At 51.5% G+C, this 23,848-nt stretch carries 25 protein-coding genes and 1 tRNA gene; 13 read left to right on the top strand and 13 right to left on the bottom strand.

The window, feature by feature from the left end; all coding sequences use genetic code 11:
- Positions 1–335 precede the first annotated feature (335 nt).
- Positions 336–1,001 carry a ribulose-phosphate 3-epimerase gene (gene rpe / locus V5T57_RS18815; protein WP_332892806.1) on the bottom strand — a complete coding sequence of 222 codons (666 nt, stop codon included), beginning with the start codon at positions 999–1,001 and terminating at the stop codon, positions 336–338.
- Between the two features lie 108 nt (positions 1,002–1,109).
- On the opposite strand from rpe, the gene V5T57_RS18810 reads away from it, so the two are divergent.
- The 4 genes from V5T57_RS18810 to V5T57_RS18795 all read left to right on the top strand — a co-directional run bounded on the left by V5T57_RS18810 (position 1,110) and on the right by V5T57_RS18795 (position 3,906).
- The gene (locus V5T57_RS18810; RefSeq protein ID WP_332892805.1) at positions 1,110–1,919 is read left to right on the top strand and encodes a FecR family protein; all 810 of its coding nucleotides are present in this window, start codon (positions 1,110–1,112) and stop codon (positions 1,917–1,919) included.
- A gap of 15 nt (positions 1,920–1,934) precedes the next feature.
- Complete coding sequence (locus V5T57_RS18805) at positions 1,935–2,699, top strand: TatD family hydrolase (protein WP_332892804.1); 765 nt, start codon at positions 1,935–1,937, stop codon at positions 2,697–2,699.
- A gap of 83 nt (positions 2,700–2,782) precedes the next feature.
- Positions 2,783–3,337, top strand: a complete 555-nt coding sequence (locus V5T57_RS18800; RefSeq protein ID WP_332892803.1) for a dihydrofolate reductase family protein — start codon at positions 2,783–2,785, stop codon at positions 3,335–3,337.
- 2 nt (positions 3,338–3,339) lie between these two features.
- Complete coding sequence (locus V5T57_RS18795; protein ID WP_332892802.1) at positions 3,340–3,906, top strand: TetR/AcrR family transcriptional regulator; 567 nt, start codon at positions 3,340–3,342, stop codon at positions 3,904–3,906.
- A gap of 11 nt (positions 3,907–3,917) precedes the next feature.
- Here the strand turns inward: V5T57_RS18795 and gluQRS are convergent, their stop codons facing one another.
- The 7 genes from gluQRS to trxA all read right to left on the bottom strand — a co-directional run bounded on the left by gluQRS (position 3,918) and on the right by trxA (position 8,496).
- Positions 3,918–4,778, bottom strand: coding sequence for a tRNA glutamyl-Q(34) synthetase GluQRS (gene gluQRS / locus V5T57_RS18790; protein ID WP_332892801.1), 861 nt, complete (start codon positions 4,776–4,778; stop codon positions 3,918–3,920).
- Complete coding sequence (locus V5T57_RS18785) at positions 4,778–5,281, bottom strand: chemotaxis protein CheW (protein WP_332892800.1); 504 nt, start codon at positions 5,279–5,281, stop codon at positions 4,778–4,780. The genes gluQRS and V5T57_RS18785 overlap by 1 nt, the downstream gene beginning before the upstream one ends.
- Positions 5,282–5,385: 104 nt before the next feature.
- Positions 5,386–5,685 carry a DUF167 domain-containing protein gene (locus tag V5T57_RS18780; RefSeq protein WP_442918243.1) on the bottom strand — a complete coding sequence of 100 codons (300 nt, stop codon included), beginning with the start codon at positions 5,683–5,685 and terminating at the stop codon, positions 5,386–5,388.
- Positions 5,686–5,690: 5 nt separating this feature from the next.
- The gene (locus V5T57_RS18775) at positions 5,691–6,290 is read right to left on the bottom strand and encodes a YggT family protein (RefSeq protein ID WP_332892798.1); all 600 of its coding nucleotides are present in this window, start codon (positions 6,288–6,290) and stop codon (positions 5,691–5,693) included.
- Positions 6,291–6,313: 23 nt separating this feature from the next.
- Positions 6,314–7,129 carry a pyrroline-5-carboxylate reductase gene (proC, locus tag V5T57_RS18770; RefSeq protein WP_332892797.1) on the bottom strand — a complete coding sequence of 272 codons (816 nt, stop codon included), beginning with the start codon at positions 7,127–7,129 and terminating at the stop codon, positions 6,314–6,316.
- A gap of 74 nt (positions 7,130–7,203) precedes the next feature.
- On the bottom strand, positions 7,204–7,920 hold the full coding sequence (locus tag V5T57_RS18765) for a YggS family pyridoxal phosphate-dependent enzyme (protein WP_332892796.1): 717 nt from the start codon (positions 7,918–7,920) through the stop codon (positions 7,204–7,206).
- A 243-nt stretch (positions 7,921–8,163) separates the two neighbouring features.
- Positions 8,164–8,496, bottom strand: coding sequence for a thioredoxin (gene trxA, locus V5T57_RS18760; protein ID WP_332892795.1), 333 nt, complete (start codon positions 8,494–8,496; stop codon positions 8,164–8,166).
- Positions 8,497–8,811: 315 nt separating this feature from the next.
- Between trxA and V5T57_RS18755 the strand changes: the two genes are divergently transcribed.
- From V5T57_RS18755 to V5T57_RS18745, 3 genes are all read left to right on the top strand, one after another.
- Positions 8,812–8,888 (top strand) — tRNA-Arg (locus V5T57_RS18755).
- Positions 8,889–9,502: 614 nt separating this feature from the next.
- Positions 9,503–10,081, top strand: coding sequence for a TetR/AcrR family transcriptional regulator (locus V5T57_RS18750; RefSeq protein WP_332892794.1), 579 nt, complete (start codon positions 9,503–9,505; stop codon positions 10,079–10,081).
- Positions 10,082–10,236: 155 nt separating this feature from the next.
- Complete coding sequence (locus V5T57_RS18745) at positions 10,237–11,286, top strand: MBL fold metallo-hydrolase (RefSeq protein WP_332892793.1); 1,050 nt, start codon at positions 10,237–10,239, stop codon at positions 11,284–11,286.
- A gap of 1,054 nt (positions 11,287–12,340) precedes the next feature.
- Here the strand turns inward: V5T57_RS18745 and V5T57_RS18740 are convergent.
- From V5T57_RS18740 to rho, 3 genes are all read right to left on the bottom strand, one after another.
- Positions 12,341–12,832, bottom strand: coding sequence for a methylated-DNA--[protein]-cysteine S-methyltransferase (locus V5T57_RS18740; RefSeq protein WP_332892792.1), 492 nt, complete (start codon positions 12,830–12,832; stop codon positions 12,341–12,343).
- Between the two features lie 323 nt (positions 12,833–13,155).
- Positions 13,156–13,368: a 50S ribosomal protein L31 gene (gene rpmE, locus V5T57_RS18735; protein ID WP_332892791.1), complete on the bottom strand. Its 213-nt coding sequence runs from the start codon at positions 13,366–13,368 to the stop codon at positions 13,156–13,158.
- Positions 13,369–13,526: 158 nt separating this feature from the next.
- Positions 13,527–14,780: a transcription termination factor Rho gene (gene rho / locus V5T57_RS18730; RefSeq protein WP_332892790.1), complete on the bottom strand. Its 1,254-nt coding sequence runs from the start codon at positions 14,778–14,780 to the stop codon at positions 13,527–13,529.
- A 325-nt stretch (positions 14,781–15,105) separates the two neighbouring features.
- Between rho and truD the strand changes: the two genes are divergently transcribed.
- A complete protein-coding gene (truD, locus tag V5T57_RS18725; protein ID WP_332892789.1) occupies positions 15,106–16,158 on the top strand; it encodes a tRNA pseudouridine(13) synthase TruD in 1,053 nt (350 codons plus the stop codon).
- Between the two features lie 258 nt (positions 16,159–16,416).
- Here the strand turns inward: truD and V5T57_RS18720 are convergent, their stop codons facing one another.
- Complete coding sequence (locus V5T57_RS18720) at positions 16,417–17,241, bottom strand: ferredoxin--NADP reductase (RefSeq protein ID WP_332892788.1); 825 nt, start codon at positions 17,239–17,241, stop codon at positions 16,417–16,419.
- A 275-nt stretch (positions 17,242–17,516) separates the two neighbouring features.
- Here V5T57_RS18720 and V5T57_RS18715 point away from each other — a divergent pair, with 275 nt between their 5' ends.
- The 5 genes from V5T57_RS18715 (at position 17,517) to htpX (ending at position 22,004) form a co-directional block, all read left to right on the top strand.
- Positions 17,517–18,074: a ClpXP protease specificity-enhancing factor SspB gene (locus V5T57_RS18715; RefSeq protein WP_332892787.1), complete on the top strand. Its 558-nt coding sequence runs from the start codon at positions 17,517–17,519 to the stop codon at positions 18,072–18,074.
- A gap of 216 nt (positions 18,075–18,290) precedes the next feature.
- Complete coding sequence (locus tag V5T57_RS18710; RefSeq protein WP_332892786.1) at positions 18,291–18,818, top strand: putative molybdenum carrier protein; 528 nt, start codon at positions 18,291–18,293, stop codon at positions 18,816–18,818.
- A gap of 458 nt (positions 18,819–19,276) precedes the next feature.
- Positions 19,277–19,795 carry a peptide deformylase gene (def, locus tag V5T57_RS18705; RefSeq protein ID WP_332892784.1) on the top strand — a complete coding sequence of 173 codons (519 nt, stop codon included), beginning with the start codon at positions 19,277–19,279 and terminating at the stop codon, positions 19,793–19,795.
- Complete coding sequence (gene fmt / locus V5T57_RS18700; protein ID WP_332892783.1) at positions 19,795–20,730, top strand: methionyl-tRNA formyltransferase; 936 nt, start codon at positions 19,795–19,797, stop codon at positions 20,728–20,730. The genes def and fmt overlap by 1 nt, the downstream gene beginning before the upstream one ends.
- Positions 20,731–21,155: 425 nt before the next feature.
- Positions 21,156–22,004, top strand: a complete 849-nt coding sequence (htpX, locus tag V5T57_RS18695) for a zinc metalloprotease HtpX (RefSeq protein WP_332892782.1) — start codon at positions 21,156–21,158, stop codon at positions 22,002–22,004.
- A 393-nt stretch (positions 22,005–22,397) separates the two neighbouring features.
- Here the strand turns inward: htpX and V5T57_RS18690 are convergent, their stop codons facing one another.
- Positions 22,398–23,747: a M16 family metallopeptidase gene (locus V5T57_RS18690; protein WP_332892781.1), complete on the bottom strand. Its 1,350-nt coding sequence runs from the start codon at positions 23,745–23,747 to the stop codon at positions 22,398–22,400.
- Between the last annotated feature and the right edge of the window lie 101 nt (positions 23,748–23,848).

The following is a 23,848-nucleotide window of genomic DNA, read 5'->3' as shown; positions in this document are numbered from 1 at the left end:
TTAAAAACACACCACCCACATGGTGCGTTTTATGTCATTTATCGTTACAGATCTTGGGAGTCTGTATCGGCTATGTTAGTTCATAATGAAATTCTAATTATTATATTGTAAAGGTCAAAAGAGACCCTCAACATCTAGCAACCGTAAGGCCAAATAAAAAGCCCCCTTCACCAGTGTTACAGTGAAGGGGGCTTTAAACCCAGACAGGTATTGTGATTTAGGGTAAGTGGTTAAAAGTGTAACCTAATTGCAAAAAACCGTATATAGCCTAAAATGCATATATGCAACGGTTTCACGAAAAGTGTAACCCCTTTGTAAATCCCCAATTTCACCCTTTATTTACTGGCATCACGTACATTTTTACGCATGGTATCAATGACAATTCTGTAGTCAGGCTGGGAGAAAACCGCAGAACCTGCGACAAAAACATTGGCGCCAGCTTCAGCAATTTTTGCGATGTTATCAGGCTTCACACCACCATCCACTTCCAACTCAATGGGGCGGTCCTGACTATTGATCATATCCCGTACCTGGCGCACTTTACCCAATGTTTGTGGGATAAAGCTTTGCCCCCCAAACCCTGGGTTTACACTCATCACCAACACCATATCGACTATGTGGAGTACATTTTCGATCACGCTAACCGGCGTGGCTGGGTTGATGGAGACACCCGCTTTTTTACCACACTCCTTAATCAAGTTAAGTGTGCGATCCAGGTGGTGGGTAGCTTCGGCATGTACGGTGATGATATCACTACCAGCTTTGGCAAACGCTTCAATGTACGGATCTACTGGAGAGATCATCAGGTGTACATCCAGGGGCTTAGTGGCAACCTTACTGATAGAGGCTACCACTGGTGGTCCCATGGTAATGTTGGGAACAAAGTGCCCATCCATGACATCCACATGGATATAGTCGGCACCAGCGGCCTCTACTGTGCGAATCTCTTCAGCAAGATTGGCAAAGTCAGCAGAGAGGATAGAGGGGGCTACTTTGATCATGATGGTCGCTACCTGTTGCAAGGGCGTGGAATCGTGTGACAATGCGAGGGATTGTGGTCAAGATAGTCGCTGGGAGCAAGCATTTTCTAGCACAGGGATAAAATCACCATGCCAACCTTACCAATAAGTCGCCGTTCTCTACTGCAACGCAGTGCCCATACATTGGCAGCTTGGGGTCTTTTAACCCCCTTACTGAGTGCTTGCATGAAAACCGGTTTAATCAAGCCTGGGCTACATCAGGGTGCTGGCGGTATAACGGCCAATGGTAAACCCCTGAAACAGGGGGAACCCATACCCGCGGGTGCCCTTTTGGAAACCGATCTGGGTACCGAAGCCGTGGTGGTGATCGGCAAGGATGCCCTACTACTACGTGCCGACACCCGTTTGTTACTGGATGCCCCCCTAAGCCATCGACAAAACACCAGCTTATCCGCCAAATCACAGCCGGAACTGCCCCCTGAGGGGGAACCGGAACTGCCCCCTGAGGGGGAACCGGAACTGCCCCCTGAGGGGGAACCAACGGATCTATTGGGCATTACCGGTTTTGATTTACAATCCGGGGGGGTGCTTTCGGTCTTTGCCACAGGTCCCAGATTGCTCCGCACCCCTCAGGCACACATTGCCATTCGTGGTACCGGCATTTATTTGGAGTTAGAACCTAAACGGACCTATGCCTGCACCTGCTACGGTGAGGCTGATCTCATGCCTTTGGGTAACCCAGAGATGCAAAAGCGGGTAAAAACCAGACACCACGATGATCCCCGCTACATCGATATGAAAGGGGATAACATGATGGTCAAAGCCCCAGTGGTTAACCACACCGATGCAGAGCTCATCATGTTAGAGGCACTGGTTCTACGCAAACCCCCTTTTTTAGACCGCTTTGGTAAGATCATCAGTGGTACCAGCAGCTATTAAACGAGAAAACCGACCATGTCACAAACCTTGATCGATACCCACGCCCATTTGTGTGATGACCGTTTTGATGCCGATCGTGAAGCGGTCTTGGCCCGTGCCACCGAGGCTGGTCTATCCACCATTGTTGCCGTCAGTGAAACCCTGGCCGATGCACAACGCAACTTAGAGCTTTGCGCAACCTACCCGCTTCTACAGCCAGCTTGCGGACTCTACCCCGATCATGCAGATCTTGACCAAGCGGATCAGATGATCACCTTTATGACCGAGCATCAATCCCGCTGGGTGGCCATTGGTGAGGTCGGGTTGGATTACATGTTGGCCAAAGAGGAACCACAACGTGCCATACAACGTGAAGTTTTAGTCCGCTTTGCTCAGTTGGCCAAAGCTTGGGACCTTCCCCTAAACTGTCACTCCCGCTCCGCAGGTAAACCGGTTATTGAACTGCTCTTGGAACAGGATGCCAAAAAGGTACAGATGCATGCCTACCATGGCCCCCACAAACCCGCCCTTAAAGCGGTTGAAGCTGGCTGGTACTTCTCCATCCCCCCTTCTGTCGTACGTTCTGGGCAGATGCGTGAACTGGTCGCCAAACTTCCATTAAGCTGTTTGTTGTTGGAGTCTGACAGCCCAGTTTTGGGCCCAGAGCCAGATCAACGTAATGAACCTGCGAATATTGCCCAAAGCCTACCGGTTATTGCAGAGGTTAAAGGCATCTCCCAAGCGCAGCTCCGTGAAGTGGTCTGGGAAAACACACAAAAGCTCTACACCGCCCTTACCTAAATCCACCTATTCACCCCGCTTTACTTCCTCACCTTATTATTTATACACTGTATAATTAATTCCATGCAAAAGCGGGGGACATCATGACCACAGGACATAGCTTTATCGCCACCAGCCTGGATGGCTTTGTTGCACGCCCAAACCATGCATTGGATTGGTTAATGAAACATTCGACAGAAGGTGAAGATCACGGCTATGCAGCCTTTATGGCAGGGGTAGATGGCTTGGTGATGGGTCGGGGCTCTTTTAAAACCCTCTTAACTTTTGATGCCTGGCCCTATCAAAAGCCCGTGGTGGTGATGAGCCACTCACTTACACCAGCTGATGTTCCGGATGCTCTACAGAATAAGGTTCAGATAACCCAACTGGGCCCCAAGGCACTGATGGCCCAGCTGCACACACAGGGCTGGCAACAGGCTTATATAGATGGTGGCCTAGTGATCCAGTCCTTTATACGCCTGGGTTTGATAGCAGATATCACCCTAACCACCATACCCATACTCATTGGGGAGGGCATACGACTCTTTGGTATGGTGGATCAGGATATCGACCTCAAGCTGATACAAAGCCGAAGCTTTGCCTCCGGCTTGGTGCAGAACCACTACCAGTTCTGTCAACCAACGCATGGGGAAGCTTGAACATGGCACGCCCGACTAAAGCCGCGAGCCACTTAAGCAAACCAAAGATCTTAAAGGTGGCCTTACATCTGTTGGACAATCAAGGCATACACGGCCTGACTTTTCGTGCCTTGGCCAAACAGATGCAGGTTACCCCCATGGCCATTACCCATCATGTCGGAACACGGAAACAGCTGTTACAGGCCTTGGTTCATCAAGTCTTTCATCCCGTCGCCACCACACCCTTAGCCGACACACCCCAAGCCTGTATACACGCCATGCTCCAGCAGTATGGCCTTATGGTCATGGCCCACCCAAACCTGGTACACGCCATTTTGGCTGACCCGACCTTGATGTCTAAACCCCTACAACACCTGACTAACCAGGTACGCAACCAACTGAAAGCTCTAAATCTACCCCCCTCACAAATCGATCTACTTTTGGGCATTATGATTGATTACACCCATGGTTTTGCCTTCTCTGCCACCGCCTATGGTGGAGAGACAGCGTCTATCCCCCCTCTACAGATTGAGGATTTTCAAAAGGGTTTAACCTGGATATTAGAGGCCATTGACCAAGGACAATCGTGAGGAACCGTTGGTTAACTGGAGAGAGTTGTTGGCTTTAAACGGGCTTTGATCTCATCCACCGTCACCCCGGATGCCCGCAATGCCCGCAGGGTCAGGCTTTTATCCCGTTTGGCATAACGTTTACCCTGCTCATCGGTCATCAGACCATGGTGATGATAAATTGGGGTCTGCAAGCCCAACAACGCCTGTAGCAAACGGTGTACGTGGGTTGCTTCACGTAGATCTGCTCCCCGCACCACATGGGAGATTTTTTGAATATGGTCATCCACCGTCACAGCTAGGTGGTAACTGGTGGGGGAATCCTTACGGGCCAAGACCACATCCCCAAACATTTCAGGGGTTGCCGTGATCTCCTCCTCACGATCGCCATCCACCCAGTATAAGGGCTGAGCAAGCAAGGCAATCGCTTGGGTCATATCCAAACGGAGAGCGTGGGAGGCCCCTGACATGAGCCGCTCACCCTGCTCCCCTGAAGAGAGATCACGACATCGCCCAGGGTAGAGGGGTCCATCTGGCCCATGGGGCGCATGATCGGCATTGGCGATCTCCTGCTGGATCTCCTTACGGGTACAGAAGCAGGGATAGAGAACCCCTAAATCCTGTAACTGGACCAAGGCATCTCCATAGGCCACCATGTGGCGGGACTGCTGACGGACGGGTTCAGGCCAATAGATCCCCAGCCAGTTGAGATCTTCATAGATGGCATCGATATACTCCGGGCGACAGCGCCCCCCATCGATATCCTCAATACGCAATAGAAAACGCCCACCATGGCGGTGGGCGAAATCAAAAGCAGTCCATGCTGAAAAAGCATGACCTAAATGGAGATAGCCCGTCGGGCTGGGGGCAAAACGGGTGGTAACCAGACCCATTAGGCTGCCGAACTGGTCTCGTCTGGACCATCGGTCATGGAGGAGAGCTCTTCAGCACTAAACACCCGATCAGTATCCAGAATAATAATGAAGGTGTTGCCCTCTTTACCCATACCGCGGATAAAGTCTGTACGCAGGCTGGTTCCCAGCTTGGGGGCATTCTCAATATTCTCCGGTTCCAGGCTCATCACCTCTTTCACGGAATCCGCCAAGGCACCCAGCACCGTTTTTTCACCACCATTCTCAATCTCAATGATGATAATACAAGTATCGACGGTCTGAGCCGTGGCCTCCATACCAAACTTCACACGCAGATCCACCACCGGGACCACACTACCCCGTAGGTTGATCACACCACTCATAAACTCGGGTGTTCGGGGTACTTTGGTGACCGAGGTATACTCCAGCACCTCTCGTACCCGCGCAATGTCTACCGCAAACACCTCTTGATCCAAGGTGAACGTGAGAAATTGGGTGGTTTCTAAAATCCCTTTGACAGACATCGGCACACTCCCTACGGCTAAAAACCCAACATACCTCTAAAAAAGATAGCCTGATTCAAAGCTTTGGAGAAGAAAAGATAGTGGAAAGTTTGAAAAAAGATGGTTTATAGGCCGTGGCACTGTGCAAATTTGGCCCACATCGTCTGATCCACACCGTGTAAAGCGAGCTGCTTTTCACGGGATTTTTCCCCCCGAACAATACACACTTGCCCCTTGGCAACCCCAAACTGTTTGGCCAAAAAGCCACACAAAGCCTTATTGGCCGCACCATCTACCGGTGGTGCATTCAACGCAATTTTCAGGTGATCCCCTTGCCAGCCCATCACTCGTTCACGAGATGCCTTAGGCTGAACCCGAACCGTCAGGTACAGGGTTTCCCCCTGCCAGCTTAGGGTCTCTCGCACCACAGTTAGCGGATACCCATTAAGGCTGCCACCACAATCTGTAGAATATTCAATACGAAGATACTCAACAATGCGGCAATAAAAGGGGAGATCTCCAAGCCAAACACGGTGGGCACATAACGCTTCAGTGGCCGCACCGCAGGCTCTGTTGCCTGAAAGATAAAACGGGCCAGAGGATGACGCAGATCCAGCTTTGAGGTCTGCCCGCGACGGAAGCTGGACCAGGAGTACAAATTAATCCCACCCCGTACCAGCAGCAGCAGCATATAGAAAACCACAATCAGATACACAAACTGGATCAGCTGCCCCAGTATGGCCATCATGGCTCCCCCTACATTACCGGAGGAGAAAAGGGCGTGTATCATGCTCTGCAGCATGTTGATGCCCAAAAAGGCCACGATGGGGGAAAAGTCGATACCCGCAATAGAGGGGATCATACGCCGCAGAGGACCCAATACCGGTTCGGTTACCCGTATCAGCAACTGAACGATGGGGTTATAGGGGTCTGGATTAACCCAGGAGATCAACACCCGAAAGAGAATAATCCAGGAGTAGATACCCAGAAAAAAGGTTAATAACTGACCGATAGAACTCATGATATCCATGGATATTTATTCCTTACACGTACTTACTTACCACTGAGTTCCTTGGAACGGCTCCAGGCAGCCTGTACCGCATCAATCAATGCACCACGCACACCATGACGTTCCAACACCCCCATCCCAGCAATGGTGGTACCACCGGGTGAGGTAACCCGGTTTTTTAAGACTCCCGGGTGTTCACCACTCTCCCGTAAAAGGGTGGCTGATCCCAGCAGGGTCTGTACCGCCAATTGATCAGCCAGATCCCGAGGCAGCCCACAGGAGACACCACCATCTGAGAGTGCTTCCGCCATCAAAAACACATATGCCGGCCCTGATCCAGACAGTGCTGTGACACCATCAATCAAGCTCTCCTGCTTCACCACAGCCACCTGCCCCACACTCTCTAGTACCGTTTTAGCCTGGGTAAGCTGAGCATCGGTCACATGGTCATTGGGGCAGAGTACCGTCACCCCCTCCCCCACCAAAGCCGGGGTATTAGGCATGGCACGAATGATCGGCTGTGGCCCATTGAGCGCATCCGCCATGGTATCCAGATCCATACCCGCTGCTATGGAGAGCACCACAGCCGTGGGGGGTAGGTGTTCCGCCACATCCGCCAACACGATGGGAACCAGGTTAGGCTTAACCGCGACCACAACCAAGTCAGCCCCCGTCACGGCATCGCGGTTTTGTGCATGACCCTGCAGACCAAATTTGGACTGTAGCGCCGTACGCTGGTCAGTATTAGGCTCGCCCACATGGAGGTTACGTCCAGGAAATTCTGCCTGACGTAGGCCCGCAAGGATGGCACTGGCCATATTACCGCCGCCTAGAAAGGCGATTTGAGGATGGGTGGACATATCTTTGACTCTCAACAGGCTATCAGAAATCCGTGGGCTATGAGCATAGCCTCTGTACGATCCGCTTTCCAGAATCAATCGGACGATAACGGTTCACGGGCACCAAACAGTGCGCTCCCCACCCGTACCATGGTCGCCCCTTCTTCAATGGCGACATGAAAATCGTGACTCATACCCATAGAGAGTTCATCCATATGAACACCGGGTAAGCGCATCTGTTTGACATGGGTGGCCAGGGTACGCAACGCACGGAAGTAGGGACGTACCTGTTCAGGATCTTCTGCAAAGGGTGGTACCGTCATCAACCCTTTTACCGTCACCCCTTGTAGCGGGGCAATGGCGGTGACCACCGCCTCCAGATCATCCGGTGCCATCCCACTTTTCTGTACCTCACCCCCCACATTGACCTGCAACAGTATCGGCATGTTCCGCTGCTCCTGGCCCATACGTTTATCTATCGCCTCAGCCAGCTCCAATGTATCTACGGTCTGCACCATATGAAACAAGCCGCCAATGTATTTGACCTTATTCTTCTGTAAAGGACCAATAAGATGCCACTGAGGGGTGGCCTCTGCAGGTATCTGAACCGCCGGCAGCTTCTCTCTGGCCTCCTGCACCCGGTTCTCTCCAAAGAGGAGATGGCCTGCCTGCAAAGCTTCTTCTATGGCTTGTGCTGGTTTACGTTTGGAGACCGCCATGAGCTGAATCTCCTGAGGGGAACGGCCCACGCGTTGACAGGCTGTGATGATACGCTCTTGTATCTGTTCCAAACGTTGGGTGATGGTTTCCATGGTCGTGAACCCGTTGGGGTAAATAGGAAAAAGGCCATGCTACAGGGTACACAGTATAAAAACACGGTACCATGATTGAGTCAGGATGAAACAAAGTGCTTGGATAAAAAAGGCTTGAAAAAAGTGTCACCTGATCACGGTGGATGTTGGACCTTTTTATGAAGGTACCGTTGTGTCCAGGTAGAATTAAAAAAAGGCTGGTCGAAATGACCAGCCTTTTTTTATACATCCAATGGGGATGACTTAGCCAGCCATGGCTTCATCTACCCACTCATACAGCTTGGATTTAGGCATGGCGCCAATCTTGGAAGCCTGGATCTGGCCACCTTTAAAAATCATCAAGGTGGGGATACCACGTACACCGAAGCGACCGGGAACGTTGGGGTTCTCATCAATGTTCAATTTGACCACTTTCAGGCTATCCGCCTTATCCTGAGCCAGCTGCTCCAGGAAAGGGGCAACCTGCTTACAGGGGCCACACCACTCGGCCCAGAAATCCACCAATACCGGCTTATCTTCTTGCAGAACGTCGGCTTCAAACTGGCTATCTGTGGTGCTCGTGACATTTTCGCTCATGATCTGGTCTGCTCCTCTTGCACATAAAGAGATATTGGCGCTACCACCTGGACCTTTTTTATAGGGGTCCACCGCTCAATGGCATACGCTGCTGTCCATGTTCCCACCTTAGGCATACCAAGGGGGCATATGTTCCAATTTCCTTAAAAAAAAGGAAATCCATTCTTCCATTTTCTACCCTACAAGCCACCATGGTGTGACATTGCATTCGTGCTACCGTAGGTTGCCTGCTTGCCGTTGTCAAGTTGCTCTCATTTGGCCTTTGACAATCCAGCGTCCAGTACCTATAGTTGCACATCCAAAATTTCTGTCTACGCGCGGTTAGCTCAGCCGGATAGAGTGTTGGCCTCCGAAGCCAAAGGTCAGAGGTTCGAATCCTCTACCGCGCGCCATTTATATCAAAGGCTTACGATTCACATCGTAAGCCTTTTTTGTTTCTAGCAATCAAATAGTAATCAGATGGTCGGAGGGGCATTCCAAAGCGTTGTACCCTTGGTGTCCTGCTATGCATTATCTGTCTGTTGCCTTCCGAACGACCTTTTTGAACACCCCAAAAGCATGACTTGCTCACTCTTGAGGACGGATCGGTTTACGCCTTCAGTGTGGGTCCACTCAACTAAAACTATCCCTAGATTTTTTAATGATGCGCCACCTGTACGCGCTTTTTCACGATTAGAGGTACCTGCTCTTTCCGCGCCACCACAGGCTTGCAGGTAAACAGGTAGAATGTGAACTCTTCCGCTCAGGGTGGGCCGTTTGGTCATGATTTGTCCTTCCTTCTTTTTTAGACATCCCCTTCTGTCTTATAACCACCCTGTTCTTGGTGACCTCTTGCCCAGGGACATTTCGGGACGAATCTGCATCCCTCATGGACAGGTAGATGCCATGGATATCTACCCCCTAAAAAACCCGCCCCTATATGACTATTTCACCCCGTTAGGAGGCTAAGATAGCGCTTACCTTTTTATGATTGACTGATCACTCAATCAGAGCTAAAGTCAGATCCATGGATACCTTAAAAGATAAAAAGACCCGCATTCTAGAAGCGGCCATCTACCTTTTTGCCAGAGATGGCTTCTGGAAAACCTCAACGGCCAGTATTGCCAAAGAGGCTCAGGTTGCCACCGGTACCCTATTTCATTACTTCAGCTCCAAAGATATCCTGATTGATGCAGTCTATATACGGCTTAAAAAAGATCTCTATGCCCATATTATGGCCAACTGGGACCCTAAAGCGCACCTAAGGGAAAAACTGCTACAAGCATGGACAGGTATGATCCTGTGGGCACAGAACAACCCCACACACTATGATCTCATGGAGCAACTACGTCTCTCAGAGCTGGTCTCCCAAGAGACACGTGAAGCCATGGCAGCTGAATTCACTGGCTTCTCCATGGATATGCAGATGGGTATAAAGGAGAAAATCATCTGCGACCTCCCCGTCACCTATCACCTAACCATGGCTGGCGCCCTTATTAATGCCACCATCACCTTCCTAAGAACACCAGAGGGAGAGGCTACAGAGACACAAACCACGATTGCACAAGGTTTTCATGTCTACTGGCAAGGCATCACTACCCATTAAACCGTGGGCTTTTTTTTAACCTTTTATGACTGACCAGTCAGTTAGCAGATAGAGCGATCACTATGGCCAAGCGATTGACCCTTTTACTCATCATAACCCTCATTTTAGTGGGTTGCACCTTGGTGCAAACCGAACCTTTTGGAGGTTTAGAACCCATGTCTGAACACACCCATACAAACCGTACAAGCCGCTATGAGGATGGCCAATTCATGAACACCATCCCCACGCCTCAGGGCCTGGAGAAAGGCCACTTCTGGTCAACCCTCTACCAGTGGATCTTTACCCGACCTGGCCGCCCCCCGACCCAACCCATTCCCGTTCATAAGCTCAGCACCCTTAAGGTAGACGATGGTCGTAGCCATATTACCTGGATGGGGCACTCTACCTTATTATTGGAGATGGATGGTCAAACTGTACTCATGGACCCTGTTTTCAGTAACCATGCTTCTCCCTTTGCATGGCTCCCCCCAAAAAGTTTTTTCCCTGAACTGCCCATCACCCTGGATACTGTGGAACACATTAATATCGTGGTGATCTCCCATGATCACTACGATCACCTGGATATGCAGAGCATAAAAAAACTTGGCCCCAAGGTGGATCACTTTGTGGTTCCATTGGGTGTGGGGGCCCACCTCCAACGCTGGGGGGTCCCTGAACAGAAAATTATCGAACGGGATTGGTGGCAGGAGACCACATTGGGGCCCCTGACCTTAACCGCAACACCGGCCCGCCACTTCTCTGGTCGTAGCCTGACAGGGGGTAATCAAACCCTATGGGCAAGCTGGGCCATACGTGGTCAATCAGAAAATATCTTCTTTAGTGGGGATAGCGGCTACTTTCCCGGTTTTAAAGAGATTGGTGACCGTCTTGGGCCGTTTGATCTCACCATGCTGGAGTGTGGTGCGTATAACCCAGGCTGGCCCAACGTACATATGTTTCCCGAACAGACCGCTCAGGCCCACCAAGATCTACGTGGAGAGGCGCTATTACCGATCCACTGGGGGCGATTCAACCTCTCACTCCATACCTGGAATGAACCCATTGAGCGGCTAAAAAAGGCGGCATCCCTCAAAGATCTTCAAATCATCACCCCCATGATTGGGCAACGATTCACCCTAACCGAAGCGTACCCCACTACATCTTGGTGGAAACATTTACAACCGATCCACCACCCTCAGGACCACGCACACGCTTCAGTACGCTAAACAAACCGTGAGGGTTCTAGCCGTTTCAACGGTTTGATACCACCTGAACATTGGGTCCATGCCATTCTCTACTGTCTGGGGCATGGGCCCAAACCCTTTGAAGTTAAAAAGACTATATTTCATACGCCTATAAAAGGTCCGTATGGATAACCTTGGCAGGGACAACCTATACCCAAAGGAGAGAATACACGCCATATCCTATCAACCCGTGCCACGGATATGGTCGGAGAATTCATACTGCAAACCGGCTTGTCACGGCCCCAAGTAACCCGCTAGATCCTCATATCCACTGGGATAACGAACCCTAAGCGTCAAGAGGTGACCCTGCGTAAGATTTGTAACCTCTCAAGTCTAGAATCTCTGTTTCAACACCAAGATATCAGGGTTTTCTACCTGAGCATCTCCGGGGCTGGTTGACCGGGACCAGTGGCACCGAATGACCGTAGACCCCCCCCTTAACAGTGCTCAGGCCCTATACCAATACAGCCCCAACACAGTATTTACTTACTCGTGGACAGGGTGCTATAGAAAGTGGACTGTTGGTTATGGGGTTTAAACACGTATACCTGTTCCAATCTGGCGACATTCATCCTATCTGCCCACGCAAAAACTCTTGCTTAGCAAACGCCTTATACAACCTCTCTACAACCCTGCCTGCCCTGCTACCGCTTGCACAGTTGGCCAAATTCATGGTCCATACAGCCTTTAAAGGATCCCCTCTGACCACATTGGAAACTAGGCGTAATCCCTTTTCAGCTCCATATGACGTGGCAGACAACTCAACCCAAGCAGAACCACCCCACCATAAAAGCAGGTGCTTTTTCTCGCACTCTCTACCCATACCATCCCTGCCCATTCAACATATCACCCTCAACACGTGTGACCCCTTTAACAGGGTGATGAACATTTAGCCCAAAAAACAGCCGAGCGTATGACATTTTTATGGTGTGGTTTAAGCTAGCAGCCCCAATAAAAACGGGCCAGAGGGTATCCTACCCCTCCGGCCCGAAAATGATATCTCGTACGTCACACCCAATAGGGTGGTTAACTCATATTATGAAGCCTGACGATAAGGAATACCCATATCACCAATCAGGGCACCTTCCAGACTAAGCAGTGTCCGCTTGGTCTGTAAACCACCATGGCCACTATACCCCCCCAGCTCCTTGGCACCAACCACACGATGACATGGGATAATTACAGGAATGGGGTTTTGACCTGCAGCAACACCAACCGCACGGGCAGAGCTGTTTAAACGCTTGGCCAGCTCCCCATAGGTCATGGTCTCACCAGGTCCAACCTTACTCATCTCCCGCCAAACTTTCTGTTGAAAGACGGTACCATCTGGACGAACGGTAAAGTCGACCGGACGAGGAGCGCGTTTAAAGTAGTCATCCAACCAACGGGTAACACGACGACACACTTCCGCATCTTCCTGAGGATCTGCCATGGAGTCCGGTAGTGACCAGGAGAGCGATACCAACGCCCCCTGACGGAGTTCCAACCACAACATGCCAACGGGCGAATCATAGGGCAAAAAAGACACAGGATTACCTCCCAGGTACTACCCCCTAAAAACCAGGGGTCAAACGTCCAGATGGACAAGTTTCAATGCACTTAGCCCTATTTATGTCAAGGGCCTAAATGCACTATAAAACTTAAAATCGGAAAAAGATATTGAATTCCAAAGAAAAAAATTTGTGATTCGTCATTTTATTGGTCATTAGGCAATAAAAAAACGTAGTTTTAGCTGCTCGCTAACCCATTGAAACCACCCAGGCCAAACACGCAAATCATTGTAATAAAAACAGAAAAAGCCCAGCACTAGTGGTGCTGGGCTTTTTTAGTACGTCTAGTAAGGCGTAGGTCTTATTTTTGAGCTTGATTACCGTACTTACGACGGAAACGCTCAACACGACCGGCAGTATCCACCAACTTGTGCTTACCAGTAAAGAACGGGTGGCACGCGGAGCAGACACCCAAAGTGATGTCGCCGCCGGTGGAGCGGGTCTTAATTTCGTTGGAGCAGCTGGCACACGTAAAAGTGGCCTCTTCATACTTGGGGTGGATGCCTTCTTTCATGGTGCTTCGTCCTTGCTGGCCCGACGGCTCTGTTCTTGAGTTACATGTTCATACCCCATGATCGCCATGACCATAGAGCTATTTTAACGCGTTTAAAGCAAAGCACCTGCCAACCTGTTGTAACCAGGCCCTCAGGCGTGCCGCCGACTCTGCTTCAATCAGCCGTTCATGCTTTCGAAAAATTCGCTATTATCCTTGGTCGCACGCAATTTGTCCAGGAGGAAACTCATGGAATCCAAAGGACCCATGGGGAGCAGAATGCGACGCAACACCCAAAGCTTGGAAAGCTCGTCCCGACCGGTCAGAAGCTCTTCCTTACGGGTGCCGGATTTGGCGATGTCAATGGCGGGGAAGGTACGCTTCTCCACCAACTTACGATCCAGGTGTACCTCCATGTTACCGGTACCCTTGAACTCTTCAAAGATCACTTCATCCATACGCGATCCGGTATCCACCAAAGCGGTGGCCAGAATGGTCAAAGAACCACCCTCTTCCACATTTCGTGCAGCACCAAAGAAACGCTTGGGACGTTGCAGGGCGTTGGCATCAATACCACCCGAGAGCACCTTACCTGAAGAAGGAGCTACGGTGTTGTAGGCACGCGCCAAACGGGTAATGGAGTCCAGAAGAATAACCACATCACGCTTATGCTCAACCAAGCGCTTGGCTTTTTCCAAGACCATTTCAGCAACTTGAACGTGGCGGGTTGCAGGCTCATCAAAGGTAGAAGAGACCACTTCACCCCGTACCGAACGCTTCATGTCGGTCACTTCTTCAGGGCGCTCATCAATCAGCAGTACCAACAGCACTGTCTCAGGATGATTTTCCGCAATGGAGTGGGCAATTTTCTGCATCAACATGGTTTTACCGGTACGGGGCTGGGCCACAATCAGGCCACGCTGACCTTTACCGATGGGAACCACCAGATCCAAAACCCGAGGTTCCAGATTGGATGACTCGTTCTCAATCTCCATCTGCAGCCGCTCATCTGGATAGAGCGGGGTGAGATTATCAAACAGAATCTTGTTTCGGGACTTCAGGGGATCTTCATAGTTGATACGTTCTACCCGCAGCAGGGCGAAGTAACGCTCGCTCTCCTTAGGAGCGCGAATCTGACCTTCAATCACATCACCGGTACGCAGGCCAAAACGGCGGATCTGCGAGGGGGAGACGTAGATATCATCAGGACCAGGCAGGTAGTTGGTATCGGGTGCACGCAGAAAGCCGAAGCCATCCTGCAGGACTTCCAAAACCCCTTCACCGTAAATCTGCCCGTTATTCTCGCTCTCGGTCTTCAGCAAAGCATAAATCAGCTCTTGCCGACGCATACCGCTGTAGTTTTCGATTTTCCGCTCCTCTGCCATTTCGGAGAGGTCGGCCGCTGTCATCGTTTTCAAGTCTTTGAGATTCATGAGAGTGCACGTAGGTCGTTTGGCGAAAGGGAGAGTAAGAAAAACGAATGGAGGACAAAAACCATGTCTGGCCTTTGTGCGCACATCCAAGATTATGCTAAATCATCTTTTAAGTGACGATTTTCAAGATCCATCTTGATTATCTAAAGCAGGGTTATAAAACATCAAAACCCAACATTCTTAAGGTTTACGCACCGAAAACAGCCCGCCGCTGCGGATTTTCAGGTGATTTTTGTAGGCCGGGGAAACGATACTGAGGTTTCAGTCGTGTCGGATTGCAGGAAAAACTACTTTTACTTCACTGGAAAGTCAAACGAAAAACCGCATGAATCGTGAAATTTCAGCCATTCAGCCACAACTGCCCAAACTCACGTCACACAAGGGGTTGGGGGGTTACCTTAAACAACAGCCAGCAGACTTCCATGTCGAGGAACTGCGACCCGACCCCTTAAGTGGGGATGGAGAGCACTGGATTTTACGTATTCAAAAGCAGGATTTAACGACAGACCAAGTCGCAGGATGGCTCTGTCGACGTTTTGGCGTACCCCGTAAAAACATCGGTTTTGCGGGACAAAAAGATCGGCACGCCATCACCATTCAAGATTTTTCCGTACACCTCCCTGGCAAGTCCCCCCCCAAAGGTTGGGACCAAGAGCTGCTGGAGGGGATCACCCTGCTTACACTCAACCGCGACCGACGCAAAATTAAACCCGGCATGCTCTCGGGCAACCGCTTTATCATTCGTCTGCGGGGGTGTGATGATACGCTCTCCATGGAACAGCGCCACACTCTGGCTGAACAGGCCCGGCAACGTATCTTAACCCAGGGGGCCCCCAACTATTTTGGCCCCCAGCGCTTTGGTCGGGATGGCGACAACTGGGATCAGGGCATAAAGCTCCTTAAAGCTGGGCGCAAACGCCGCAAGGGTAACCGTAACACCGAGGGGCTGCAGATCTCTGCTGTGCGTTCTGAGCTGTTTAACCGGGTTGTTGCGGCACGCTTACAGGCCAACCTATTCCAAACCCTGTTAGAGGGTGATGTGGTACAGCTGGCCGGTCGTACCGCTTCATTCCGGGTGGAAGATCTCTGCGCAGAACAACCCCGCTTTGATGCCAGGGAGATCCACCCCTCAGGCCCTCTCTTTGGTCAGGACCTGCTGGCACCCACCGGTGAAGCGGCCAAGTACGAAGAGCTGGTGGCACACGCAGAGGCCGATGTTATCGACCTATTGAACCGGTTTGGTATGAAGGGGGCTCGGCGGGCTATGCGCTTAATGCCACAGGATTTAACCCATAGCTGGGAGGGCGAAGATCTGGTGGCTACCTTCACCTTACCCCGAGGCTGCTTTGCCACCAGTGTCATGCGGGAGTATATGTAGGGCTTAAGGCGCCCCCAGGTAGGGGACAGGGGCACGTCAGCAATGTCTCTGGCCCTATCCCGTCAAACAGGAACCACCCTGCCACAGGGCCGGCCATACCCCATGCTGCCACTCAAGCAAGCGACACCTGAGGGTCGCCTCCTATTTTGAACCGCCGCCCACTTACAGGTCTGCTTTTGACGTCAAGGGTGGACCAACCATGCCTAGGCATGCTCAGGCATCGACCCAATCTGACCCCACACCGCCTGAACAGACCGCCTACCAATACTTCTCTGCATGCAAATTGCCGGGGTCTTTTTTGGATCCAGCATCATAGCCATGGTTATCAACCAAATACTGCTCCGAAAACTCGACCATACCAGGATTACCACACAGAAAAATGTGGGTATGGGCGGGGTCTAACGGAAAACCACACGCCTCTTCCAGCGCCTTCTTGTTCTCAACCCACTCATTCAAGCGACCGGTACGGCCGGCCCAGTCCTTATCATCCTGCGGACGTGAAACGACAGGAACATAGCGGAAGTGATCACACTGACGGGTTAACCCTTCCAACTCTGTGCGGTATCCCAGATCCCAGGAGTAACTGGCACCATGCACCACCGCAATGGGGGTTACCGGACACCCAATACCTAAGGCCATGGTACGAACCATGCTGATATAAGGTGCCAACCCAGTACCGGTGGAGATCATTAAAATATTCTGCCCCGGCGGTACGCGGTCTAAGGTAAAAAAGCCACTGGCTGATTTTCCTAAGAACAGTCGATCCCCCTCCTGCAAAGCAAACAGACGTGGGGTCAACTCACCACTTTGCACCAGGGAGATATAAAACTCCAAATAGTCCTCATGGCTACCACTGCTGATCGAATAAGCACGCCGGACCAGACGTTGGGCCTTCTCTTCTGGAACCTCTTCAGGATCCGATTCAGGAATACGGAGTGCTTCACGTTTAAGACCCAACACCGCAAACTGCCCAGCTTTGTAGGCAAAGCTTGATAGATCCGGCTTAACCCGAACAATCATCAAGTTGGGGGTAATATTCAGACGTTCTACCACTGTGGCGTTATACGCATTCGCCGTTACCATGCCCAGCTCTCCCTATTTGGTTAAAGCATGTGCTACCCACCCTGAATTTTACATATACACGCTTTTCAACCCCAGGAAAACCGTGGGGTGATCCCAACGTATATGTTTTGGAGCATGCCTTATCTGCCCCCTTCATGCACGGCCTTACGATGAAAAAGTCTATTTTTGCTCAAAGGGTTCTGCTATTGGACGCAGACGGTCCGTTGCCAATTACGGTCAGATTGCGCAGGATGTTGGAATCGCTCACTGTTAATGGCATCTGTCGAGATTAGCGCATGGTTACCACGGAACAACCCACCAAGCCTGATGTAATACGCTACCTCCTTGAAGAGGAAGGCCGCGTCATGCTCTGCGTGGATGCGACCCAAGAACAGGCTGAAGTCCCCCGTCGCTTTGCAAACGATAACAGCCTGCGGCTGGTGCTTAACCGCCAGATGCCCCAACCCATCCATGTGGGTGAAGATGCGGTCGAGTCGGAGCTGCGCTTTGGCGGCATCCCGCACTACTGCATTATCCCTTACGGGACTTTGTGGGGGGCGTTTAATCCCGATACCGGCCACGGCATGTTATGGCCAGACTCCATGCCCAACGATGTTCGACAGAACTATTGGCTCTCCCAATCCTTACAACAAGAGGGTGGGTTTGAGATGCCTGAAGGGGCCTTGGAGCAGGTTAAAAAACTGCGGATGGATGAAGAGCAGGCTCAAAATAATCGTCCACAGCTACAAATTGTTGAAGGCCACAGCAGTGAACCCCCTGCAGTTGTCGAACCCCCAACCGATGAAGATCCGCCCCCTCAACGTCCCAAACCTAGCCTACGGCTGGTCAAATAACCACCCAGCTCAAACCCACAGGCCACTCGCCTGATTTTAACCATGCCTAACCATACAACTTTACTTCATTACACAACACCACAACCGTCAGCATATAACCCTATGCATTTAAAAACCCTGCGATCCGTAAAGCTTTTATTGACAGAGAGACCGCCTGCGAGGGAATATAACTAAGAGGGTTTTCATGGTTATTTTCGCAAGGCAATGGATACTATTATGCTTAAAAAAATTATCTCAGGTGGTCAAACGGGTGTGGATAGAGCCGCACTGGATGCCGCCATTCATCAAGGGTTGAGCTGCGGTGGGTGGATTCCCGCAAACCGGCGTGCTGAGGATGGGCCCCTCTCTTCTCACTACCCCATGCGCCCCTTGGCCAAGGGGGGATATCTGGCACGTAACCGGCTCAATGTACAGGATTCCGATGCCACCCTGATCTTTACCGACGGGCCCGTAAGTGGGGGTACCGCCCGTACAGTGGAGTTTGCCCAGCGCCTGAACCGCCCACTCCTGGTCGTACAGATTCAAAGCTGCCTGCAAGACCCCGATCTTATCTCCACACTTTGCCAGTGGATCACAGCCCACCCGATTCAAACCCTTAATATAGCGGGCCCCCGAGAAAGCCGCCAGCCAGGCATCTATCAAAAAAGCTTTAACTGCCTGATTAAACTAATCGAAAAACTTCAAGACCCCCACCCCTTGGATCAAGCAGATCCTGACAACAAAAACTACTCTGCCTGCGCCTAACACCCATTTTAGAACAAAAAAAACCCCATGGACGTGGATCCATGGGGTGTTCAGCATCAGGGTACAAAGGGGCCAGCGATCCTATTTACACAGGTAAGCCTGACCAAATGCGGTGGGGTAGCGTGGAAGATGAGCGGAGCACATCTGACCGGACCACCACCAGCCCCTCGGTATTTCTTAAAATAATGGGTCCGATTCCTAAATGCAATAGTAAAAAATCGAATATTCAAATATTCTAATTTTTATGCTAGAAAATTCAGCTTTTCCCCCTTTTAGCCCCTTCGTCATGCTTTTTTCCCCCATGACCCTTGAACTTACTGGTTGGGTAACGTATCACAGCGGTAGAAGTAGCGGTTTATCTGCTGTTTTAAACACACATGAACGCTTGCAATGGGGCGCAACACACCCCATATGGTGCATAGAGACATTACCCATCGTGGTGAATTGAGGAGCCTTGAATGGCCATTTTACCCATTGTGACAGCCCCAGATCCGGTTTTAAAAAAGAAAGCGGAGCCTGTGGAGGCTGTCGATGAAACCATCCAGCAACTGATGAAAGATATGCTGGAGACCATGTATGACGCCCCCGGTATTGGTTTGGCAGCGCCCCAGGTTGGGATCTCCAAACGGATTATTGTGGTGGATGTCACCTACTCCGAGGATGGGGGTAGTGATGGTGAACCCTACTGCCTGGCGAACCCAGAGATCATTGCGGCGGATGGTGAGATCACTTGGGATGAAGGGTGTCTTTCTGTCCCAGAAACCACCGGCAAGGTCCACCGTAAGGAACATGTGACGGTGCGTGGCCTGAATGAACTGGGGCAAGAGGTTACTTTGGATGCCCACGGTCTGTTTGCGGTCTGTCTACAGCATGAGATGGACCATCTGGACGGGACCCTGTTCATTGATCGTCTCTCGGCGCTCAAACGCAATATGATCGTTAAGAAACTTAAAAAACTTAAAGCGGAGCATGCCTAATGAGTACATGGCGCGTAGTCTTTATGGGCACGCCTGATTTTGCTGCCGGTTCACTGCAAGCACTGCTAGATGGCCCGGATGAAGTGGTTGGTGTCTTTACCCAGCCTGATAAGCCGGTTGGCCGAGGGATGAAGGTTCAGAAAACACCGGTCAAACTGTTGGCTGAACAACATGATATTCCGGTTTTTCAACCCAACAAGCTACGTGAGCCAGAGGCTGTTGCCGATCTTCGCGCCCTAAAACCTGATATAGTGGTGGTGGTTGCCTACGGGCAGATCCTCTCCCGCGAGGTACTGGATATTCCACCCCATGGCTGTATTAATGTACACGCCTCCCTACTCCCCCGCTGGCGAGGGGCTGCCCCCATTCAGCGCGCCATCCTAGCTGGTGACCGTGAAACCGGCGTAACCATTATGGCCATGGAAGAAGGGCTGGATACCGGCCCCATGTACAGTACCGTGGTACAGACTATTTTTTCAAAAACCACCGGTGGCTTACTACATGACCAGTTGATGGGTGCAGGGGGCTGGTTACTGGTCGACACCTTGGCCAAGATCAAAAAGGGACTCACCCCACGGATACAGCCGGAAGAGGGTGTAACCTACGCCTCTAAACTTAAAAAAGAGGAAGGGGTGGTGGACTGGGGCCAACCAGCGACGGAAATTCAACGTGCCGTACAGGCCTTTGATCCCTGGCCATGTACCTTTACCTCTTGGCAAGGTAAACCGTTAAAGCTCTTCTCGGCTACGGTAGTGGAAGGTGAAGGTAAACCGGGTGAGGTTATCCGGGTTGAGAAGGATGGCTTTGTTGTCGCGTGCGGTGAAGGGAGCCTACACCTTGCCGAAGTTCAAGCGGCTGGCAAAAAGCGTATGGCTGCCGGAGACTGGCTACGTGGGCGGGGCGTGGAAAAGGGTGAAACCCTGGGCGAAGGATAAGAGAGCGCCCACACGTTTAAAGAAGTAGAGGTTATCATGGTTGGGGCACCCCAACAGCGTATGGGTGATCATCTGTTTTATCCCCTGGCATGTGGCAACCAAGGCTTTTTTAGCGGACCGGCCCCTTTGTTAAGATAAAATGCCGCAGCCCCACGCCACAAACAGGGTGACCATAAACTTGCTCTCCTCACCCTATGAACATGGGATGCAACACCCCCTGAGTCACAGCCTCTTGCCTGGACATAAGGCTAAACCTGGAAAAGGCTTAGGGGTGGCTGCGTGGTCAGAGCTTGACCTCGCCACCTCATATCGACCCATCAGAACCCACAAACCACCCCTCCCTTTTACGATTATGGGGATGGGATAGAGACATACAGATCTCTATTGGTTGGTCGGGCCTCTGTTCTTCTAATAGGAGCTAATCGATGAACACCATGAAAACAGCCGTGCTACTGGCTGGACTCACAGCACTGTTTATGATGATTGGCTTTGCCCTGGGTGGCCAGGGCGGCATGCTTATCGCTTTGATTTTTGCCGGTGGTATGAACTTCTATGCCTACTGGAATTCAGACCAGATGGTTCTACGCATGCATAATGCCCAAGAGGTTGGCCCCCGGGAGGCCCCCGAGCTCTATGGCTTGGTACAATCCCTGGCCAAACGGGCCAAAGCCCCCATGCCTCGGGTTTATGTCATCAATGACCCCTCCCCCAACGCGTTTGCCACAGGGCGGGATCCTGCGCATGCTGCGGTAGCGGCCACTACAGGCTTAATGCAGATACTTAACCGCGAAGAGCTGGCTGGCGTCATGGCCCATGAAATGGCCCATGTCATTAATCGAGACACCCTCATCGGGACCATCTCTGCCACCTTTGCGGGGGCCATCACCGCCATCGCCAACATTGCCCAATTTGCTATGATCTTCGGTAGCCATAATAATGAGGAAGAGGGAGGCGGAGGTGCCATGGGTCTGGTCATGATGATCTTAGCCCCCATCGCTGCCTCACTGATTCAAATGGCGATCTCCCGGACACGGGAGTATAAAGCCGATAAAATTGGGGCTGAGCTATGCGGTAACCCTCTATGGCTGGCCAGTGCGTTGGATAAACTGGAGCGTGGGGTTCAGCAAATTCCCAACCGCACCGCAGAGGCCCACCCAGCTGCGGCCCATATGTATATCTGCAACCCTCTGGCCGGTGGTCTGGGCAATCTATTCTCTACCCACCCTCCCATCCCTGAGCGCATCAGACGTCTCGAGCACTTAACAGGCCGCTGAACCGAGTTGCATACAGAACACTGAAGGCAGGGGGGTAACCTCCTGCCTTTTTTATGGCCCCTCTTCCATACCCCTAAAGCACCACCACCCAGAGTACAGAGCAACCACTCACTAGGCCCATAGAGCGTAGCCCACCCTTTTTCTAACCCCTAAAGCCTGCAACCGTACGATCACGACGCATGTTAAAAGGTCTGGATACATGGGCGATAAAACAGAGGGTGGGCAGACAAAAGCAAGATTCCTACGCTCATCTTAACCATGGGGAAGATCTATCGCGGGGTGGATTGACCCCACCTAGGCAGAAGCTTAAACCACAAGACCCGGCCAATCTGGCCGGGTCTTATGGTTTAAAGGTCGATAAACGGTATGGGTAGACCAAACAGATCGTCTGTTCTACGCCTCCCAAGAGCTGTTGATGGTCCAGCCTGCCAGGGTCTCCGTAAAACGGGCTTGCAGATCATCACGATGCTTTTCCGCATTGGGTCCCACCAAAACCACCACCAGATTTTCTGGTTGCAGCAGCAGCTCTGCTTGGGACTGCACCTGTTGGGGGGTGAGTTGCAGTACCCGTTGCCAGCTATCAGTCACTGGCTCTACGCAACGGAACAGATGGTCACTGACATAGCGCTCCACCAGTTCAGATGGACGATCCAGCGAACTACCCAAAGCCGCATACCAGCGGGTCATTAAGCGCTTCCACTCCTCTTCAGAAGCAGGCTCGTGTCGTAATTTATCCAGTTGATGAATTAAATTACTGAACAGGTTATCTAAATTTTCAGGAGAAACCGATGCACCAATCTCCAATGTACCGGTATCCGTATAGGCGGAATAGGCAGCCCAGAGGTCATACACCAACCCTTTTTTCTCACGTACCTGAGCTTGCAAGCGGGAGGCAAAGCCATCATCCAACAGCCTGCGCATGGCCGCTGTCGGGTAAAAATGGGCTGGGTCCTGCTGGCCAGCGGCACGGAAGAACAGGCTTATTGACAGCTGTGCGGTAGGATCGTTCACCGCCAACCAGTGGGGTCCCTTGGGCATAGCTGGTGGTGGTGGCGTTGACTCACCAGGACCCGAGGGCAATGCACCTAAACACTTGTTGGCCAGATCATGGACATGGCTGTGCTCCACCGGACCAAAGAAGGCAATGGCCATATTATCACCCCGGTAGTGCTTGGCCAAAAAGCGTTGTAGATCCGCCACTTGAAGGCTCTCTACCGCTTCACGGGTACCCAGTACGGAGCGACCCAGGGGATGATTTTTCCACAGTTGATCACTGGCCAACACAAAAGGGTGGGTATTCTCCCCGGCTTCATTTTCATCTTCACGCATCTCTGCCAAGATCACCTGCCGCTCATTTTCAATACCCAAAAGAGCTGGCTCGGTAAACAGTTCGGAAAAGAGCGTCAAACTCTCTTCCAAATGGATGGGGGGAACATTCAACCAGTAGAGGTTAGATTCCGGGCCCGTGGCGGCATTCATATCCGCCGCCAAAGCTTCCAGCCGCGTATGCAGTTCGGTCGGGTCAGGAATACGTTTGGTGCCCTTAAAGAGCATATGCTCTAAAAAGTGGGCAATACCTGCCTCCCTTTCCAGCTCAAAACGGCTTCCAGATCGGGTAAGAATGGTTACCCCAACCTCATGAAGCCAAGGCATGGGAAAGCTAACCACGGTCAGGCCGTTGTTTAATTGACTGATACCGTGCTGGGGCTCAGTAAGCGGGTGGGCTTGGGAAAATGCTTCCATATCCATGGGTGGCAAAGGTGAGTACTTCCGTTGTGATTGAAAAAAAGCCCATTAAATAGGGATGTCCCCTCAGGTGCAATAGAAATCAACACAGCCCCCCT

This window comes from Magnetococcus sp. PR-3, from assembly GCF_036689865.1.
Taxonomy (GTDB): domain Bacteria; phylum Pseudomonadota; class Magnetococcia; order Magnetococcales; family Magnetococcaceae; genus Magnetococcus.
Note: the sequence above shows the minus strand (reverse complement) of the source record. Positions and strands in the feature narration are given on the sequence as shown.

What these genes read in the sequence shown, in the direction of transcription:
- rpe (WP_332892806.1), bottom strand. Translation starts at nt 1,001, where the DNA reads ATGATCAAAGTAGCCCCCTCTATCCTCTCTGCTGACTTTGCCAATCTT.
- V5T57_RS18810 (WP_332892805.1), top strand. Translation starts at nt 1,110, where the DNA reads ATGCCAACCTTACCAATAAGTCGCCGTTCTCTACTGCAACGCAGTGCC.
- V5T57_RS18805 (WP_332892804.1), top strand. Translation starts at nt 1,935, where the DNA reads ATGTCACAAACCTTGATCGATACCCACGCCCATTTGTGTGATGACCGT.
- V5T57_RS18800 (WP_332892803.1), top strand. Translation starts at nt 2,783, where the DNA reads ATGACCACAGGACATAGCTTTATCGCCACCAGCCTGGATGGCTTTGTT.
- V5T57_RS18795 (WP_332892802.1), top strand. Translation starts at nt 3,340, where the DNA reads ATGGCACGCCCGACTAAAGCCGCGAGCCACTTAAGCAAACCAAAGATC.
- gluQRS (WP_332892801.1), bottom strand. Translation starts at nt 4,778, where the DNA reads ATGGGTCTGGTTACCACCCGTTTTGCCCCCAGCCCGACGGGCTATCTC.
- V5T57_RS18785 (WP_332892800.1), bottom strand. Translation starts at nt 5,281, where the DNA reads ATGTCTGTCAAAGGGATTTTAGAAACCACCCAATTTCTCACGTTCACC.
- V5T57_RS18775 (WP_332892798.1), bottom strand. Translation starts at nt 6,290, where the DNA reads ATGGATATCATGAGTTCTATCGGTCAGTTATTAACCTTTTTTCTGGGT.
- proC (WP_332892797.1), bottom strand. Translation starts at nt 7,129, where the DNA reads ATGTCCACCCATCCTCAAATCGCCTTTCTAGGCGGCGGTAATATGGCC.
- V5T57_RS18765 (WP_332892796.1), bottom strand. Translation starts at nt 7,920, where the DNA reads ATGGAAACCATCACCCAACGTTTGGAACAGATACAAGAGCGTATCATC.
- trxA (WP_332892795.1), bottom strand. Translation starts at nt 8,496, where the DNA reads ATGAGCGAAAATGTCACGAGCACCACAGATAGCCAGTTTGAAGCCGAC.
- V5T57_RS18750 (WP_332892794.1), top strand. Translation starts at nt 9,503, where the DNA reads ATGGATACCTTAAAAGATAAAAAGACCCGCATTCTAGAAGCGGCCATC.
- V5T57_RS18745 (WP_332892793.1), top strand. Translation starts at nt 10,237, where the DNA reads ATGTCTGAACACACCCATACAAACCGTACAAGCCGCTATGAGGATGGC.
- rpmE (WP_332892791.1), bottom strand. Translation starts at nt 13,368, where the DNA reads ATGAAAGAAGGCATCCACCCCAAGTATGAAGAGGCCACTTTTACGTGT.
- rho (WP_332892790.1), bottom strand. Translation starts at nt 14,780, where the DNA reads ATGAATCTCAAAGACTTGAAAACGATGACAGCGGCCGACCTCTCCGAA.
- truD (WP_332892789.1), top strand. Translation starts at nt 15,106, where the DNA reads ATGAATCGTGAAATTTCAGCCATTCAGCCACAACTGCCCAAACTCACG.
- V5T57_RS18720 (WP_332892788.1), bottom strand. Translation starts at nt 17,241, where the DNA reads ATGGTAACGGCGAATGCGTATAACGCCACAGTGGTAGAACGTCTGAAT.
- V5T57_RS18715 (WP_332892787.1), top strand. Translation starts at nt 17,517, where the DNA reads ATGGTTACCACGGAACAACCCACCAAGCCTGATGTAATACGCTACCTC.
- V5T57_RS18710 (WP_332892786.1), top strand. Translation starts at nt 18,291, where the DNA reads ATGCTTAAAAAAATTATCTCAGGTGGTCAAACGGGTGTGGATAGAGCC.
- def (WP_332892784.1), top strand. Translation starts at nt 19,277, where the DNA reads ATGGCCATTTTACCCATTGTGACAGCCCCAGATCCGGTTTTAAAAAAG.
- fmt (WP_332892783.1), top strand. Translation starts at nt 19,795, where the DNA reads ATGAGTACATGGCGCGTAGTCTTTATGGGCACGCCTGATTTTGCTGCC.
- htpX (WP_332892782.1), top strand. Translation starts at nt 21,156, where the DNA reads ATGAACACCATGAAAACAGCCGTGCTACTGGCTGGACTCACAGCACTG.
- V5T57_RS18690 (WP_332892781.1), bottom strand. Translation starts at nt 23,747, where the DNA reads ATGGAAGCATTTTCCCAAGCCCACCCGCTTACTGAGCCCCAGCACGGT.